The organism is Geodermatophilus aquaeductus (assembly GCF_900182545.1).
GTDB lineage: Bacteria > Actinomycetota > Actinomycetes > Mycobacteriales > Geodermatophilaceae > Geodermatophilus > Geodermatophilus aquaeductus.
The window spans coordinates 669,060-683,888 of sequence record NZ_FXTJ01000002.1 but is presented as its reverse complement, the minus strand read 5'-3'; the positions used below and the strand labels follow the sequence as shown (position 1 = coordinate 683,888).

Here is a 14,829-nt window from a genome sequence, read left to right as displayed (position 1 = left end):
GTCGTGGATGGCGGTGGGACCAGCGTTCGACGACGTCCTCGCGGGGGCCCGCGCGGGCGCCGCGTGGGCCTTCGAGGTGCTCTACCGGGACCTGTCCCCGGTGGTCACCGGGTACCTGCGCCTGCACGGCGCCCAGGAACCCGACGACCTGGCGAGCGAGACGTTCCTCGCGGTCTTCCGCGGGCTGCCCGGCTTCAGCGGGGACGAGGCGGGACTGCGCTCGTGGGTGTTCACCATCGCCCACCGCCGGCTCGTCGACGACCTGCGGCGGCGCAGCCGGCGTCCCCTGCTGGCCGACGGCGGTGGGGACCTGCTCCCCGAGGTCGCCGGCGGCGACGTGGAGGACGACGTCCTGACCCGGCTGGGCGCCGAGGCCGTGCACCGGCTGTGCGCCGGACTGCCGGAGGACCAGCGCTCGGTGCTGCTGCTCCGCGTCCTGGCCGACCTCACCGTGGAGCAGGTGGCCGGCGTGATGGGCCGCTCGGTGGCCTCGGTGAAGGCGCTGCAGCGGCGCGGGCTGCGCCGGCTGCGCGAGGAGCTGGAGCCCGCGGGGACCACCCCGACGGGTGAGACGACGACGGGCCGCGCACCCCTGCGGGCCCGCCCGGCGATGACGGGGGCGAGATGACCACGCCAGCCGACGCCCGATCCGCCGAGGAGACCCTCGAGGCCTGCCTCGCCGGCCGTCCCGTGCCCGGGGGCGCGCAGTACCTGGCCGCGTTCACCGACGCGGTCCGGTCCTCCGCCTCCGCGCCGGGACGCCCGAACGCGGCCCTGGCCGAACTGCTGGCGACCGGTCTGCTCACCGACCAGTCGGAACCGTCCACGCGGACGGCCGGGCACCCCGCCCGGGCCTCACGGAAGAGACCCCACGTGTTCATCACCTCGCTCGCCGCCAAGTTCGTCGCCCTGTCCGCGGTCGCCAAGGCCGCCGTCGCCGGCAGCGCCGTCGCCCTCACCCTCACCGCGGGCACCGCCGCGGTCGTCCTGCCCGCGGAGGACGTCACCGCGTCCATCGCCGAGGCCGGCGACAGCACCGACGGCAGCGTCGCCGGTGACGGCGCGACGGACTGCACCACCGACGGTGGGACCGACGCCACCGACACGACCGACGGGACCGAGGGCACGACCGACGGGACCGACGGGGCCACCGACGGGACGACCGACGGCGAGACCGAGTGCACGACCGACGGCGGCACGGACGACACCACCGACGGCGGGACCACGGACGGCGGGACCACGGACGGCGGGACCACGGACGGCGGGACCACCGACGACGGCACCACCGACGGCGGCACCACGGACGGCGGCACGACCGACGACGGCACCACCGACGACGGCACGACCGAGGACACCGAGGAGCCGGTCACCACGGAGCCGGAGCTCACCCGGGAGCAGTGGGAGACCGGCCCGGCGGAGGGGCAGTCCTTCGGCGAGTGGGTGAGCGCCGGCGCCCGCAACGGCTGGTCGAACGGTGCGACGGTCAGCCGGGAGGCCCACGAGCGCAACGCCGCGCGTCAGGCGGCCCGCGAGCAGGCTCCCGAGGCGGTCCCCGCGCCTGCCCCGGCCCCCGCGCCCGCCCCGGCGCCGGCTCCCGAGGTGGCCCCCGCGCCGGCTCCCGAGGCGCCCACCGCGACCACCACGACCGGTGGCGGCAACGGCCACGGCAACGGTGGCGGCAACGGCAACGGTGGCGGCCAGGGCAACGGCGGCGGCAACGGCCACGGCAACGGCCGGAAGTGACCCCTGGCGGGGCCGCGCTCAGGTGAGCGCGGCCCCGCCGGCCAGCAGCAGCACCACGTCGAGGACGGTCAGCAGCATCACCGCCGGGAACGCCAGCCGGCGGAAGCGGGCCGTCCCCGCGAGGGCGGCGACCGCGACCGCGGGCACCGCCAGCACCAGCCCGGCCCAGCCCCACCACGCGGGCGGCCCGGCCGGGCCCAGCACGAGCACCAGCGACGCCGTCCCGAGCAGCACCGCGCCCACGACCGCCGAGAGGCGCGGGCCCAGGCGGTGCGGCAGCCCGCGCACCCCCGTGGCGAGGTCGTCGGCGATGTCGGGGGCGACGTTGGCCAGGTGCGCCGCGGCCCCCAGGGCGGCACCGGCGACCGGCAGCCACCACGGCGCGACCGGGACGCCGGGCGCCGCGGCCACCACCCCGGCCGGCAGCGCGCCGAACCCGGTCACGTAGGGCACCCCCGACGCCGCCGTCCGCTTGAGACCGGCGTTGTAGGCCCACCCGCTGGCCACCAGGACCAGCAGCAGCAGGCCGGGCACCCACCCGAGCAGCAGCGAGAGGACGACGGCCGCCGCGGCCGACGCGAGGGCCGCCGTGCGCAGCACCGCGGGGTCGACGGCGCCCTGCACGACCGGCTTGTCCGACCGCGCGACGGCGCGGTCGCGGTCGGCGTCGAGCCAGTCGTTGCTCCACCCGATGGACGCCTGACCTGCGAGGACGGCCAGTCCCACGAGGACCACGCGCCCCGGCGACACCTGCGCGGTCACCGCCAGCAGGGTGGCGACGAGGGTGACGGCGACCGCCGGCGGCGCGTGCGTGGCCAGCACGAGCGCCCGGACGGAGGGGCGCCGCGAGGCCCGCGCAGGCACACCGACCACGCCCTGTCAACCCCTCCCTGGTACTTCATCAGGCCTCTGACCTGCGGATATCCGTCGATCGGCCGTTCCGGGCGTCAGTGTGCCGTGGTAACCTGGGGACAGCGAAAGGGGTCTAACACACATGGGCTTCACTGTCGGCGAGACCGTCGTCTACCCGCACCACGGTGCCGCTCTGATCGAGGCGATCGAGACGCGGGTCATCAAGGGTGAAGAGAAGGCCTACCTCGTGCTGAAGGTCGCCCAGGGCGACCTGACCGTGCGCGTTCCGGCCGACAACGCAGAGATCGTCGGCGTCCGTGACGTCGTCGGGCAGGACGGGCTCAACCGCGTGTTCGAGGTCCTGCGGGCCCCGCACACCGAGGAGCCGACCAACTGGTCGCGCCGCTACAAGGCCAACCTCGAGAAGCTGGCCTCGGGTGACGTGAACAAGGTGGCCGAGGTCGTCCGTGACCTGTGGCGTCGCGACAAGGACCGCGGCCTGTCCGCCGGTGAGAAGCGGATGCTGTCGAAGGCCCGCCAGATCCTGGTCAGCGAGCTCGCGCTCGCCGAGGGCACCAACGAGGACAAGGCCGAGGTGCTGCTCGACGAGGTCCTCGCCAGCTGAGCCCCGCACCCTCGCACCCTCGTACCACCGGACCGCTCCCGTGTCCGCTGCCGGCATCGTCGCAGCGGCCGGGAGTGGTTCGCGTCTGGGGGCCGACAGGCCCAAGGCGCTGGTCGACCTCGCCGGCCGCCCGCTCGTCGCCTGGGCGGTCGACACTCTCCTCGCCGGCGGTGTCGACGAGGTCGTCGTCGCGGTCCCCGCCGCCGAGCACGACCAGTTCGCGGCCGCGCTGCCCAGCCGGGTCCGCCTCGTGGAGGGCGGTGCCACCCGCACCGCGTCGGTGCGCGCCGCGCTGGCGGCCGTCGGCCCCGGCGTCGACGCCGTCCTGGTCCACGACGCCGCCCGCCCGCTGACCCCGCCGGACGTGGTGGCCCGCGTCCTCGCCGCACTGGCCGCCGGCGCGCTCGCCGTCGTCCCGGTGCTGCCCGTCGTCGACACGACCGTGGTGGTGGACGCCGAGGGCACGGTGACGGCGGCCCCCGACCGTGCCGCCCTGCGCCGGGTGCAGACCCCGCAGGGCTTCTCCCGCGTCGTGCTCGCCGACGGGTACGCGGGCCTGCCGCTCGGCGCGGAGCTCACCGACGACGCCGCCGTGGTCCGCGCGTCCGGCATCCCCGTGACCACCGTGGCCGGCGACGAGCGCGCCGCGAAGGTCACCGTGCCGCACGACCTGCGCGTCGCCGAGATGCTGGCCGCCCGGTGAGCGCCGAGCTGCCGCGCATCGGCCTCGGCGTCGACGTCCACCCGGTCGAGGCCGGCCGCGAGTGCTGGCTGGCCGGCCTGTCCTGGCCCGGCGCCGACGGCTGCGCCGGGCACTCCGACGGCGACGTCGTCGCCCACGCCCTCACCGACGCGGTGCTGTCGGCCGCCGGCCTCGGCGACATCGGCGGGCTGCTCGGCACCGACGACCCGCGCTGGGCCGGCGCCCGCGGCGTCGCCGTCCTCGAGCACGTCCGGGAGACGCTGGCCACCGCCGGCTGGCGGGTCGGCAACGCCGCCGTCCAGCTGGTGTCGCCCACCCCGAAGCTCGGCCCGCGCCGGGCCGAGGCGGAGGCGGCACTGTCGGCGGCCCTGGGCGCCCCGGTCAGCGTCACGGCCACCACCACCGACGGGCTGGGGCTGGTCGGCCGCGGCGAGGGCCGGGCAGCGGTGGCGACGGCCCTGGTGGTCCGGGCGGGTTCCGTAGACTCCCCGCAGTGACCCTCCGCCTCCACGACACGGCCGCGCGCGCGGTCCGGGAGTTCACGCCCCTGCGTCCCGGGCAGGCCTCCGTGTACGTGTGCGGGCTCACCGTGCAGGGACCGCCGCACGTCGGGCACGTGCGCGCCGCCGTCGCCTTCGACGTCCTGCGCCGGTGGCTGACCGCGAGCGGCCTCGAGGTCACCTACGTCCGCAACGTCACCGACATCGACGACAAGATCCTCACCAAGGCCGGCGAGCACGGCGTGCCGTGGTGGGCCTGGGCGTACACCAACGAGCTGGCCTGCACCCGCGCCTACGACGTCCTCGGCGTCCTGCCGCCCACCTACGAGCCGCGCGCGACCGGGCACGTCCCGGACATGGTCATGCTCATGGAGCGGCTCATCGAGCGCGGGCACGCGTACGCGGCCGACGGCGACGTGTACTTCGACGTCCGGTCCTTCCCCGAGTACGGCGCGCTGACCCGGCAGCGGGTCGAGGACCTCGAGCCCGCCGCCGACACCGACACCGACGACCGCAAGCGCGACCCGCGCGACTTCGCGCTGTGGAAGGCCGTCAAGCCCGGCGAGCCCGAGACCGCCAGCTGGCCCACGCCCTGGGGTCGCGGCCGGCCCGGCTGGCACCTGGAGTGCTCGGCGATGGCCGGGCGCTACCTCGGCCCGGAGTTCGACATCCACGGCGGCGGCCTGGACCTGCGCTTCCCGCACCACGAGAACGAGCAGGCCCAGTCGCGCGCCGCCGGCGACCCGTTCGCCCGGTACTGGATGCACAACGGCTGGGTGACCCTCGGCGGCGAGAAGATGAGCAAGTCGCTGGGCAACACCGCGCTGGTCGACGAGGTGGTCCGCCGGGTGCGGCCGGTCGAGCTCCGCTACTACCTCGTCGCGCCGCACTACCGGTCGACGGTGGAGTTCACCGACGCCGCGCTGGCCGAGGCCGGCGCCGCCTACCGCCGGATCGAGTCCTTCGTGCACCGCGCCGCCGAGCGGGCCGGCCGGGACGTCCCGACCAGGCTGCCCCCGGCCTTCCGCGAGGCGATGGACGACGACCTGGGCACGCCGGCCGCCGTCGCGGTCGTGCACGAGGTGGTCCGGGCCGGCAACACCGCCCTGGCCGACGGCGACGACGCCGCGACGGCCGAGGCGCTCGGCGCGGTGCGCGGCATGCTCGGCGTCCTCGGGCTCGACCCGCTCGACCCGCACTGGGCGGCCGGCGGCGGCACCGACGACCGGCTGGCCGGGGTCACCGACGGCCTCGTGCGCCTGGCGCTCGAGCAGCGGCAGGCCGCCCGCGCCCGCAAGGACTACGCGGCGGCCGACACGCTGCGCGACCAGCTCACCGCCCTCGGCGTGCAGGTCGAGGACACCCCGCAGGGACCCCGATGGGAGCTGACCCGCTGATGGCCGGCAACAGCCAGCGCCGCGGCCGCACGAGCGGTGCCGGCAAGAAGACCGCCACCGCCGGCACCGGCGGCAAGAACCGCCGCTCGCTCGCCGGCCGGGGGGCGACCCCGCCGGCCGAGATGCGCAAGGGCCACCCGGCGCAGCGCAAGGCCCAGGCCGACGCCCGCCGCCGGGCCGAGCGCGACCGCAGCCGCCAGCGCGCCGAGGAGACGCCGGAGCTGCTGCTCGGCCGCAACCCCGTCGTCGAGGCGCTGCGCGCGCACATCCCGGCCACCGCGCTCTACGTCGTCACGGGGGACACCCGCACGGCGACCGACGAGCGGATCACCGAGGCGCTGCACCTGGCCGGCGACCGCGGTCTGCCGCTGCTCGAGGTGGGCAAGGCCGAGTTCGACCGGATGTCCAACGGCGCGCTGCACCAGGGCATCGGCCTGCAGGTCCCGCCCTACGAGTACGCCCACCCCGACGACCTGCTCGACGTCGCCCGCGACTCCGGCCGCCCGCCGCTGGTCGTCGCCATGGACGGCGTCACCGACCCCCGCAACCTCGGCGCCGTGGTGCGCTCGGCGGCCGCGTTCGCCGCGCACGGCGTCGTCGTGCCGCAGCGCCGCTCGGTCGGCATGACCGCCTCGGCCTGGCGCACCAGCGCCGGCGCGGCCGCCAGGCTGCCGGTGGCCCGCGCGGTCAACCTCGCCCGCGCACTCGCCTCCTACCAGGACGCCGGGCTGCAGACGGTGGGCCTGGCCGGCGACGGCGACATCGACCTGGGCGACTACGACGGCCTGGCCGACCCGGTGGCCCTCGTCGTCGGCGCGGAGGGGGCAGGGCTCTCGCGGCTGGTGCGCGAGCGCTGCGACGTCGTCGTCCGCATCCCGATCGCCCGCGACACCGAGTCGCTCAACGTCAGCGTCGCGGCGAGCATCGCCCTCTACGCGGCCGCCCAGGCGCGCGGCTGATCCCCGGGACCGCGGCCCGGCTCGGGCTGGAGCCGCACCCCGAGGGCGGCTGGTACCGGCGGACGTGGACCGCGCCCGCCACGGTCGGCGGCCGTCCGGCCGCGAGCGCGATCCTCTTCCTGCTCGCGCCGGGGGAGCGCTCGGCCTGGCACGCCGTCGACGCCGACGAGCTGTGGCTGTGGCACGGCCCCGGCGAGCTGCCGCTGCTGCTGGCTCCCGCTCCCGCGGCCGACCCCGAGCGCCGGGTGCTGGGGCGTGACGTCGTCCAGGTGCTCGTGCCGGCCGGGACGTGGCAGGCGACCGAGCCGGCCGGCACGGAGGTCCTGGTCACCTGCGTCGTCTCGCCCGGCTTCGAGTGGAGTGGGTTCCGCCTCGCCTGAGCTCAGCCCAGCAGCTGGGCGACGGTGTAGATGACCAGCCCGGCCAGGCCGCCGACGACGGTGCCGTTGATGCGGATGAACTGCAGGTCGCGGCCAACCTGCAGCTCGATGCGCCGGCTGGTCTCCTCGGTGTCCCAGCGCGCCACCGTGGTGCCGACGACGTCGGCGACGTCGGTGGCGAAGCGCTCGACCAGGTAGCCGGCCACGCGCACCGACTGCCGCTGCACCCGCTCGCGCACCCGCTCGTCGGTCCTCAGCATCCGGGCGCCGTCGCGGATGAAGCCGATGACCCGGGCCCGCAGCTCGGAGTCCGGGTCGGCGGCGGCGGTGAGGAACGCCGTCTTGGCGTTGGTCCACAGCGACGAGGACCAGGTGCGCACCGCCGGGTGCTCCAGCAGCTCCTTCTTGAACGCCTCGACCCGCGCGGCGGTGTCGGGGTCGGTGCGCAACTGGTGCACGTACGTGCGCAGCCGGGCGTCGTAGACCCGCCGCAGCTCGTGGTCGCGGGAGGCGCCGACCTCGTCCAGGAAGCGCAGCACGCCGGCCAGGACGCGGTCGAAGACCCGGTCGTCGACCCAGTCGGGCACCCAGGAGGGCGAGGCGTCGCCCAGCTGGGCGCGGAAGACGATCCGGTTCTCCTCCAGGAAGCGGGCGAGGTAGCGCAGCGCCGCCGAGAGCACCTCCTGGTGCCGGTCGCCGTCGACCACCAGCTCCAGCACCCGGGCGAGCACCGGCGCGGCCGGCGTCTCGTGCAGCTTGCGGTCGACCAGGCCCGACACCGCCTCCTGCACGTCGTCGTCGCGCAGCAGGTCGGTGAGGCCGGCCAGCGCGGCGGCGGCGTCGCCGGCCAGCCGCTCGGCGCGGCCGGGTGCGGCGAGGAAGTCCCCGATCCGGCCGGGCACGTCGACGGTGGCCAGCTTGTCCTCGACGACGGCGCGGGTCAGGAAGTTCTCCTCGACGAACGCGCCGAGGCTCGCGCCGATCTGGTCCTTCTTGCGCGGGATGATCGCGGTGTGCGGGATCGGGATCCGCAGCGGGTGCCGGAACAGGGCGGTGACGGCGAACCAGTCGGCCAGCGCGCCCACCATCGAGGCCTCGGCGGTGGCCCGCACGTAGCCGACCCAGGGGCCGGCCTCGTCGCCGAGCAGCACGCACCCGAGGAAGACCACCGCGGCCACCAGGAAGAGGCTGGTGGCCAGTCGCTTCATGCGCCGCAGACCGGCGGCGCGCTCCGGGTCGTCGAGCGAGGAGGCCAGCGGGGCGCTCAGGGACGACACCCTCCCCAGCCTAGAGGCGGAGGAGGGTGTCATCCCGGGCAGCGGAGAGTCAGCCCGCGCTGCTGCCGAGGGTCACCTCGACGGTGGTCGTCCGCCCGCCGCGCTGGACGGTCAGCTGCACCGTGTCGCCGGGGGCGGAGCTGCGGATGGCGGCGGTGAGCTCGGTGGAGCTGGTGACCACCCGGTCGCCGACCGCGGTCACGACGTCGCCGGCCTGGAGCCCGGCGTCCTCGGCGGCACCGCCGGGCTGGACCTGGACGACCTGCGCGCCGGTGCCGACCTCGCCGGAGGCGCTGCCGCCGGCGGTCTGGGCGTTGACCCCGAGGACGGCGTGGGTGGCCGAGCCGGTCTGCACGATCTCGTCGGCGATCCGCTTCGCCGTGTTGCTCGGGATCGCGAAGCCGACGCCGATGTTGCCGCTCTGCGACGACGAGCCGGGCGCCCCGGAGGCCACCGAGGCGATCGCGGTGTTGATGCCCACGACCTCGCCCGCCCCGTCGACGAGCGCGCCGCCGGAGTTGCCGGGGTTGATGGCGGCGTCGGTCTGCAGGGCGTCGATGACCGTGGCGTCGTCCTGGGTGGAGCCGGTGGCCACCGCGCGGTCGGTGGCGCTGATGATCCCGTCGGTGACGGTGTCGGACAGGCCGAGCGGCGCACCGATCGCGACGGCGAGGTCGCCGACCTGCACGTCGTCGGAGTCGGCGAAGGTGGCCGGGGTGAGGTCACTGGCGTCCTGCAGCCGGATGACGGCGAGGTCCGACGTCGGGTCGGTGCCGACGACGGTCGCGTCGTAGAGCGTGCCGTCGGAGGTGCGCACCTGCACCGTCGCCCCGTCGGTGCTGCTGTCGAGCGTGACGACGTGGTTGTTGGTGAGGACGTAGCCGTCGGCGGAGAGCACGACGCCCGAGCCGCTGCCGGAGCCGGAGCCGCTGGTGACGTAGACGGTGACCACGCTGGGCGAGGCCTTCGCGGCGGCGGCGGTCACCGCGGTCGCGTTCTCGGGGTCGGTGATGACCACCGACTGCGCCGAGGGGGTCGTGCCGGTGCCGCTGCCGCCGCCGTCGGTGAGGGCGACGACGCCGGCTCCGGTCCCGCCGCCGATGAGGGCGCCGGCCAGCAGGCCGGCGACGCCGATCCGCAGCCGCCCGGCGCGCCGCGTCTCCGGAGCCGGGACCGGGGGAGGCGCCAGCGGCGGCAGGGTCGCCGTCGCGGGGGCGGCCGGCGGGTACCAGGAGCCGGCGGACGGCGGCGGGGTCCACCCCGGGGTCGCCCCGGTCGGCTGCGGCTGCGGCTGGGGCTGCGCCGGGTCGGGGTACGGGTGTCCGTTCACTGTCGGTGGTCCTCCTCCTGGGCGGTCGTCCGCCGCTCTGGGGACCACCATCGGCCCGGGGTCTGGCGGGGCCCTGGGGAGCGCCTGTGAGGTGTCTGGGGGCGCTCAGCGAGGGAGGCCGGACAGCACCCGCCCGCGGGCGACGAGCTCGGTGACCAGCCAGATAGCCGCGACCTCGACGGCCAGCAGCCCGAGCAGGACCAGCAGCTGCGCGGCGCCGGCGGCCAGCGGGCTGCCGCCGCCGAGCAGCACGCCCACGTAGGCGCCGGGCAGGGTCACCAGGCCCACGGTGCGGGTCTGGTCCAGCGGCGGCAGGAGTGCGGTGGCCGCCGACGGCCGGGCGACCTCGAGGACGGCGTCGCGGGGGAGCAGGCCCAGCGCCAGCGCCGCCTCCACCTCCCCGCGGCGGGTGGTCAGCTCCTCCCGCAGCCGCCGGCCGGCCAGGGACGTCGCCGTCATCGCGCCGCCGACGAGGATGCCGACGATCGGGATGACCGCCTCGCCGCGCAGCGGCACCGTCCCGCTGGCCAGGACCAGCGCGACCACGGGCGCCGCGCCGCCGGCGACCGCCAGGGCCGCGGCCGCCACCCGGCGGGACGCGCCGGGCGCCCGCAGCGGCAGGCCGCTCACCCGCCCGGCCGCCGTGACCGCCGCGACCGTGACCATGAGCAGCGCGAAGGCCGCCGACAGCCACAGCGAGCGGACGACGACCACCAGCACCGCCGACACCGCCGCCAGCTGCGCGGTGGCCCGCAGCGCCGCGACGACCACCGGCCGCTCCTGGCCCAGTCCGGACAGCCGCCCGCCCGCCGCCGCCAGGGCGGTGAGCAGCACCAGGACGACGGCCAGCCGCGGGCCGAGCTCGACGACGGAGGTCCCCACGGGCGCCGATCCTGCCGTCCGCCCCGCCGCGGCCTGCGACACGCCGACCACGGTGTGCGAGGGGACGGTCGCGGGGTAGAGGGGGAGCCCGGTCGCTCCCCCCGGAGCAGGCCGGCCCTCCTGCCCGGCCTGCTCCCCCGGAGGCTGCTCGTGTCGACCCGAGGTCTGCCCGCCCGCCTGCTCGTGGGCCTCGCCGCCCTGACCGCGCTCGCGGTGGCCGGGATCGGCGGCCTCGCCCTGCGGCCCCCCGGGCTGCTCGCCGTGGGCCTGGCCGCGGTCGTCACCGCCTGCCTGGCCGGCGGGGTGGCCCGCGAGTCCCTGGCCGAGGCCGACGGGCCCCCGCGGCGGACGCCGCTGGAGGCCGCCTGGCGCACCGGCGCGCTGACCATCGGCGTGCTGCTGTTCCTGTCGGGCACCGCGGTCCTGGGCGGTGCCGCGCTCACCGCCCTGGCCGGTGCCGTCCTCGCCGTCGGCGCGCTGGGGCTGTGGCTGCTGCGTGCCGGCACCCCGGTCCGGCCGGTCGCGCCCGACGACCTGCCGGCCGGCGGGCGGCTCCCCGCGCCCGCGCCGCAGCGGCCGGTGGGCGGCGTCCGCCCCGCCGAGGCCGGCGGGACGGTGACGTTCCAGCCGCCGGTGGCGACGCTGAGCACCGCCGCGCTGGGCCGCGAGTGGCTGGCCACGACCGAGGCCCTGGCCGGCCGGCTCGACCCGGCGGCGCGGCAGTCGATCGTCCGGCGCCGCCAGGACGCCCTGGACGAGCTCGAGCGCCGCGACCCGGCCGGCTTCGCCCGCTGGCTGGCCGAGGGGCCGCTGCCGGGCAGCGACCCGGCCGACTACCTGACCGAGGGGCCCGACGCCGCCTGAGCGACCTCGTCGACGAGCTCGTCGAAGACGACGACCGGGTCGACGTTCATCACGACCTCGCAGTCGCAGAAGCCGCCGTACTCCTCCAGGCCCTCGTGCAGGCGGTCGAGGGCGATGCCGTGCCCGGCCGCCCACGCGTCGGTGGCGCGGTGGGTCCGGTCGCAGCCCGCGGCCGCGATCACGGCGTCGAGGTGCTCGCGCAGCGCGTCCAGCTGGGTCCGGTCCAGCGGCAGGAGCCCGGCCTGGTCGTCGATCGGTGCCACGTCGTCAGCATCGGCAGGAGGAGCCCGTGGGTCGAGCCCTGTCGTGATGCCGTCCTGCCCGCACGCCTCCGGTGGGACGTCGAGTGGCCTGCGCAGCGACGGCCGTGCCGCCCGTGGGTCACCCGGTCGGGGGGATGAGATCGGCAGCATCCGCGTGCACGGTGGGCCGCCCTGATCCGATCGGAGGTCTGCCGTGAGGTCAGCGTCGGAGGACGGCGTCCAGGTCGCGGACGGTGGATCCGGCTCCCGCTCCGGTTCCGGGGACACCGGCACGGCCGCCGGCCGTGATGCGGCGCGGGACACCCCCGGCGGGGTGATGGAGCTCGTCACCGTGCTGGTGCTGGCGGTGACGACGATCCTCACCGCGTGGTCGGCCTTCCAGGCCAGCAAGTGGGGCGGGGCCATGTCGATCGCCTTCAGCGAGGCGTCGTCGACCCGGATCGAGGCGGCTCGCTCCGAAGCCACCGCGAACGCGCGCCAGTCCAACCACATCGGGCTGTGGACCCAGTGGGTGGCCGCCGAAGGGGCGGGAGAGGTGCAACTGGGCGAGTTCCTCGTCGAACGGTTCCCCGAGCCCCTGTCGAGCGCTCACCGGGACTGGCTCGCGGCGGGCGGCGCCTCCGAGGGCGCTCCTGACTCCCCGTTCGCCATGGCGTCGTACGTCCTGCCGGAGAGACTGGCAGCCGCGGCGGCCGACGAGCGGGCGTCAGGCCGGTTCGAGGCGGCTCTCGTCAACAACCAGCGCAGCGACAACTACACGGTTCTCACGGTGCTCTTCGCCGCCGTCCTCTTCTTCATGGCGATGGCCGGCAGAGTGCGGGGCCGCCGATCTCAGTGGGTGCTGCTCGGGACCGGCCTCGTCCTCGCGGCCGTCGGCATGACGCTCCTCACCACCTTCCCCAAGCTCGTGTGAGATCCGGCCGGGACACGCGGACCGGGGCCGGACCGGAGCCGCCGAGTCGTCACCCGCGCTGTCCCTATCCTTGTCCCGGGACGTGTTCCCGTGTCCCGCCGGCGTGGCGCAACTGGTAGCGCACCCGACTTGTAATCGGGCGGTTGGGGGTTCGAGTCCCCCCGTCGGCTCTCCCTCCCCGCGTGCCCGCTGTCAGCGCGCGGTGACGCAGCGGCGCCCGCCCTCACCGCGTATCCGCTGGTCGGACCGGGTACCGGACCCGGATGGCCCCAGCGGCGGACGACGGGCAGCTCATCGCCGGGCGCTACCGGCCCACCGGGCAGGTGGGCGCCGACCGGCGCGCGGAGGACGTCGTCCTCGGGCGGGCGGTGGTCCTGCGGGAGGTCCGCCTCCCCGACGGCTGGCCCGAGGACGCCCGTGCCGCCGGCCGCCAGCGCTGTCTGCAGGAGGTCCGGGCGGTGGCCGGGCTCGACCACCCCGGCACCCTGGCCGTCCTCGACGTCGTCGACGACGGCGCGGTCACCTCGCTGGTCCTGCCAGACGTCGCGGGCCTGCGGCTGTCGGAGGTGCTGGCGCGCGAGGGGCCGCTGTCACCGCAGCGCGCCGCGCTGGTCGGGCTGGCCGTGCTGGGCGTCCTCGAGGCGGCCCACGAGCGGGGTCTCCTGCACCGGGACCTGACGCCGGACAGCGTCCTGATCGGCACGCCGTCGGACGGCTCGCCGGGCCGGGTCCTGCTCACCGGCTTCGGGGTCGTCCCCGCAGCCGGGGACGCCGTCCTGGCCGGCACCGGGCTGGTGGTCGCCTCCCCGGGCTACTGCGCCCCCGAGGTCGCCCGCGGCGCGGTGCCCGGCCCCGCGGCGGACACCTGGTCGCTGGGCGCCACGCTGGCCACCGCGGTCGAGGGCCGCCCGCCGTACCGGGGCGACGACGCCCAGGCGACGCTGGCCGCCGTCGCCGAGGGCGGGTACGAGCCCTCCGCCCGCGCCGGCGACCTCGGGCCGGTGCTCGCCCGGGCGCTCGAGCCCGACCCGGCGCGGCGGATCGGCGCGCGTGAGCTGGAGCAGGCGCTGGGCGCCGTCGCCACGACGCGGGCGGCCGGGACCGCGCCGGCCGGTCCGCTGCGCGCCGCGGTCCCCGACGTCCTCACCCGCACCGCGGTGCTGCGCGTGGTGCCGCACGGCCCGGCCCTCGTCCCGGTCCCACCCGTGGCACCCGCCGGCGCCGCCCGCGTCCCGGTGCACACCAGCCACCGCGCCCCCGTGCGGCACCACCGGGGAGCGTGGCTCCTGGCCGGGCTGGCGGCGGCGGTCCTCCTCGCCGTCGTCCTCGTCGCCGTCCGGGGCGGCGCCGACCCGTCCGGGGGCGGCGTCGCGGAGCCGCCCGGCACGACCGCGACGGCCACCCTGCCGCCGCCTCCCGACGGCACGCCGCAGGAGCGCCTGGGCGCGACGATCCCCGCCCTCGCCGAGCTGGCCGCTGACGACCCCGCCGCCGGAGGACCGGCGGCCGGGGCCGTGCTCGCCGACCTCCGCCGCGTCGAGTCCCTGGACGGGCCCGGCCAGCGCGCGGCCGCGCTCGCGGCGGCCGCCTCCGCCGACGCGGCGTCCGGAGCGGGGGACCTCGACGCCGGGGTCGCCCAGCGGGTCGGCGAGGTCCTCGGCGACCTGGTCCGGCCCGACCGGCTCGTGGACCTGGTGGCGATGCTGGACGTGGACCCGCTCGCCGCCGGGCCGGACGGGACGGCGCTGTTCGACGGGCTGTGGGCACTGGACCACCGGGTCCCCGCCGGCCGGACCGCCGCCGAGGCCACGGCCCTGCTCGAGAGCGTGACCGCCGGCGTGGCGCAGGGCCGGCTCACTGCCGCCGCCGGCGAGGCGGTCGTCCCCACGCTGCGGGAGCTGGCCGACCCGGCGCCGCTCGGGGCCCTGGCCGGCCTCCTCGCCCGTGCCGAGGCGGACCCGGACGCCGTCGGCCCTGCCGCCGACGACGTCCTCGCGGCGCTTCGCGACATGCCGGAGCTGCCGGTCTACGACCTGGGGAACCGGGCGGGCGGCCTGCTGGAGCTGCTCGGGCAGGAGGGGCGGGCGGACCCGGCGTTCCGGGACGCCGCCGTGCCCGTGCTCGTGGGGCTGGTGCGCTGA

The 14,829-nt window shown here is 77.1% G+C and carries 16 protein-coding genes and 1 tRNA gene; 12 read left to right on the top strand and 5 right to left on the bottom strand.

Features of this window, described 5'->3' with window-relative positions; translation table 11 throughout:
- Positions 1-7: 7 nt before the first annotated feature.
- Together FN207_RS08435 and FN207_RS26210 are read left to right on the top strand one after the other, a co-directional pair.
- Positions 8-628: an RNA polymerase sigma factor gene (locus FN207_RS08435; RefSeq protein ID WP_185938249.1), complete on the top strand. Its 621-nt coding sequence runs from the start codon at positions 8-10 to the stop codon at positions 626-628.
- A complete protein-coding gene (locus FN207_RS26210) occupies positions 625-1,743 on the top strand; it encodes a hypothetical protein (RefSeq protein WP_185938248.1) in 1,119 nt (372 codons plus the stop codon). The genes FN207_RS08435 and FN207_RS26210 overlap by 4 nt, the downstream gene beginning before the upstream one ends.
- Before the next feature lie 18 nt (positions 1,744-1,761).
- On the opposite strand, the gene FN207_RS08425 is transcribed toward FN207_RS26210, so the two are convergent.
- Positions 1,762-2,616 (bottom strand): UbiA family prenyltransferase, encoded by an 855-nt coding sequence (locus tag FN207_RS08425; RefSeq protein ID WP_246065883.1) that lies wholly within the window; start codon positions 2,614-2,616, stop codon positions 1,762-1,764.
- A 121-nt stretch (positions 2,617-2,737) separates the two neighbouring features.
- On the opposite strand from FN207_RS08425, the gene FN207_RS08420 reads away from it, so the two are divergent.
- The 6 genes from FN207_RS08420 to FN207_RS08395 are packed head-to-tail and all read left to right on the top strand — an operon-like array spanning position 2,738 to position 7,159.
- Positions 2,738-3,220, top strand: a complete 483-nt coding sequence (locus FN207_RS08420) for a CarD family transcriptional regulator (RefSeq protein WP_073418385.1) — start codon at positions 2,738-2,740, stop codon at positions 3,218-3,220.
- Positions 3,221-3,260: 40 nt separating this feature from the next.
- Positions 3,261-3,923 carry a 2-C-methyl-D-erythritol 4-phosphate cytidylyltransferase gene (gene ispD, locus FN207_RS08415; RefSeq protein ID WP_142457956.1) on the top strand — a complete coding sequence of 221 codons (663 nt, stop codon included), beginning with the start codon at positions 3,261-3,263 and terminating at the stop codon, positions 3,921-3,923.
- The gene (gene ispF / locus FN207_RS08410) at positions 3,920-4,420 is read left to right on the top strand and encodes a 2-C-methyl-D-erythritol 2,4-cyclodiphosphate synthase (RefSeq protein ID WP_142457954.1); all 501 of its coding nucleotides are present in this window, start codon (positions 3,920-3,922) and stop codon (positions 4,418-4,420) included. The genes ispD and ispF overlap by 4 nt, the downstream gene beginning before the upstream one ends.
- Positions 4,417-5,820 carry a cysteine--tRNA ligase gene (gene cysS, locus FN207_RS08405; protein WP_142457953.1) on the top strand — a complete coding sequence of 468 codons (1,404 nt, stop codon included), beginning with the start codon at positions 4,417-4,419 and terminating at the stop codon, positions 5,818-5,820. The genes ispF and cysS overlap by 4 nt, the downstream gene beginning before the upstream one ends.
- Positions 5,802-6,779: a 23S rRNA (guanosine(2251)-2'-O)-methyltransferase RlmB gene (gene rlmB, locus FN207_RS08400; RefSeq protein WP_246065882.1), complete on the top strand. Its 978-nt coding sequence runs from the start codon at positions 5,802-5,804 to the stop codon at positions 6,777-6,779. Before cysS ends, rlmB begins: the two co-directional genes overlap by 19 nt.
- Complete coding sequence (locus FN207_RS08395) at positions 6,674-7,159, top strand: cupin domain-containing protein (RefSeq protein ID WP_221888113.1); 486 nt, start codon at positions 6,674-6,676, stop codon at positions 7,157-7,159. Before rlmB ends, FN207_RS08395 begins: the two co-directional genes overlap by 106 nt.
- Before the next feature lie 2 nt (positions 7,160-7,161).
- On the opposite strand, the gene FN207_RS08390 is transcribed toward FN207_RS08395, so the two are convergent.
- The 3 genes from FN207_RS08390 to FN207_RS08380 form a co-directional block, all read right to left on the bottom strand.
- Positions 7,162-8,436 carry a DUF445 domain-containing protein gene (locus FN207_RS08390; RefSeq protein ID WP_246065881.1) on the bottom strand — a complete coding sequence of 425 codons (1,275 nt, stop codon included), beginning with the start codon at positions 8,434-8,436 and terminating at the stop codon, positions 7,162-7,164.
- Between the two features lie 49 nt (positions 8,437-8,485).
- Positions 8,486-9,766, bottom strand: a complete 1,281-nt coding sequence (locus tag FN207_RS08385; RefSeq protein ID WP_246065880.1) for a S1C family serine protease — start codon at positions 9,764-9,766, stop codon at positions 8,486-8,488.
- Between the two features lie 105 nt (positions 9,767-9,871).
- Positions 9,872-10,648 carry an ABC transporter permease gene (locus FN207_RS08380; RefSeq protein ID WP_142457945.1) on the bottom strand — a complete coding sequence of 259 codons (777 nt, stop codon included), beginning with the start codon at positions 10,646-10,648 and terminating at the stop codon, positions 9,872-9,874.
- Between the two features lie 150 nt (positions 10,649-10,798).
- Between FN207_RS08380 and FN207_RS08375 the strand changes: the two genes are divergently transcribed.
- Positions 10,799-11,512: a hypothetical protein gene (locus FN207_RS08375; protein WP_142457943.1), complete on the top strand. Its 714-nt coding sequence runs from the start codon at positions 10,799-10,801 to the stop codon at positions 11,510-11,512.
- Here the strand turns inward: FN207_RS08375 and FN207_RS26205 are convergent.
- A complete protein-coding gene (locus FN207_RS26205) occupies positions 11,482-11,775 on the bottom strand; it encodes a DUF2695 domain-containing protein (protein WP_185938247.1) in 294 nt (97 codons plus the stop codon). The genes FN207_RS08375 and FN207_RS26205 overlap by 31 nt on opposite strands.
- Before the next feature lie 313 nt (positions 11,776-12,088).
- On the opposite strand from FN207_RS26205, the gene FN207_RS08365 reads away from it, so the two are divergent.
- The 3 genes from FN207_RS08365 to FN207_RS08355 all read left to right on the top strand — a co-directional run bounded on the left by FN207_RS08365 (position 12,089) and on the right by FN207_RS08355 (position 14,829).
- A complete protein-coding gene (locus FN207_RS08365; RefSeq protein WP_185938246.1) occupies positions 12,089-12,688 on the top strand; it encodes a hypothetical protein in 600 nt (199 codons plus the stop codon).
- Positions 12,689-12,785: 97 nt separating this feature from the next.
- Positions 12,786-12,858: transfer RNA gene (locus FN207_RS08360), tRNA-Thr, on the top strand.
- A gap of 93 nt (positions 12,859-12,951) precedes the next feature.
- Positions 12,952-14,829, top strand: a complete 1,878-nt coding sequence (locus FN207_RS08355; RefSeq protein ID WP_142457938.1) for a serine/threonine-protein kinase — start codon at positions 12,952-12,954, stop codon at positions 14,827-14,829.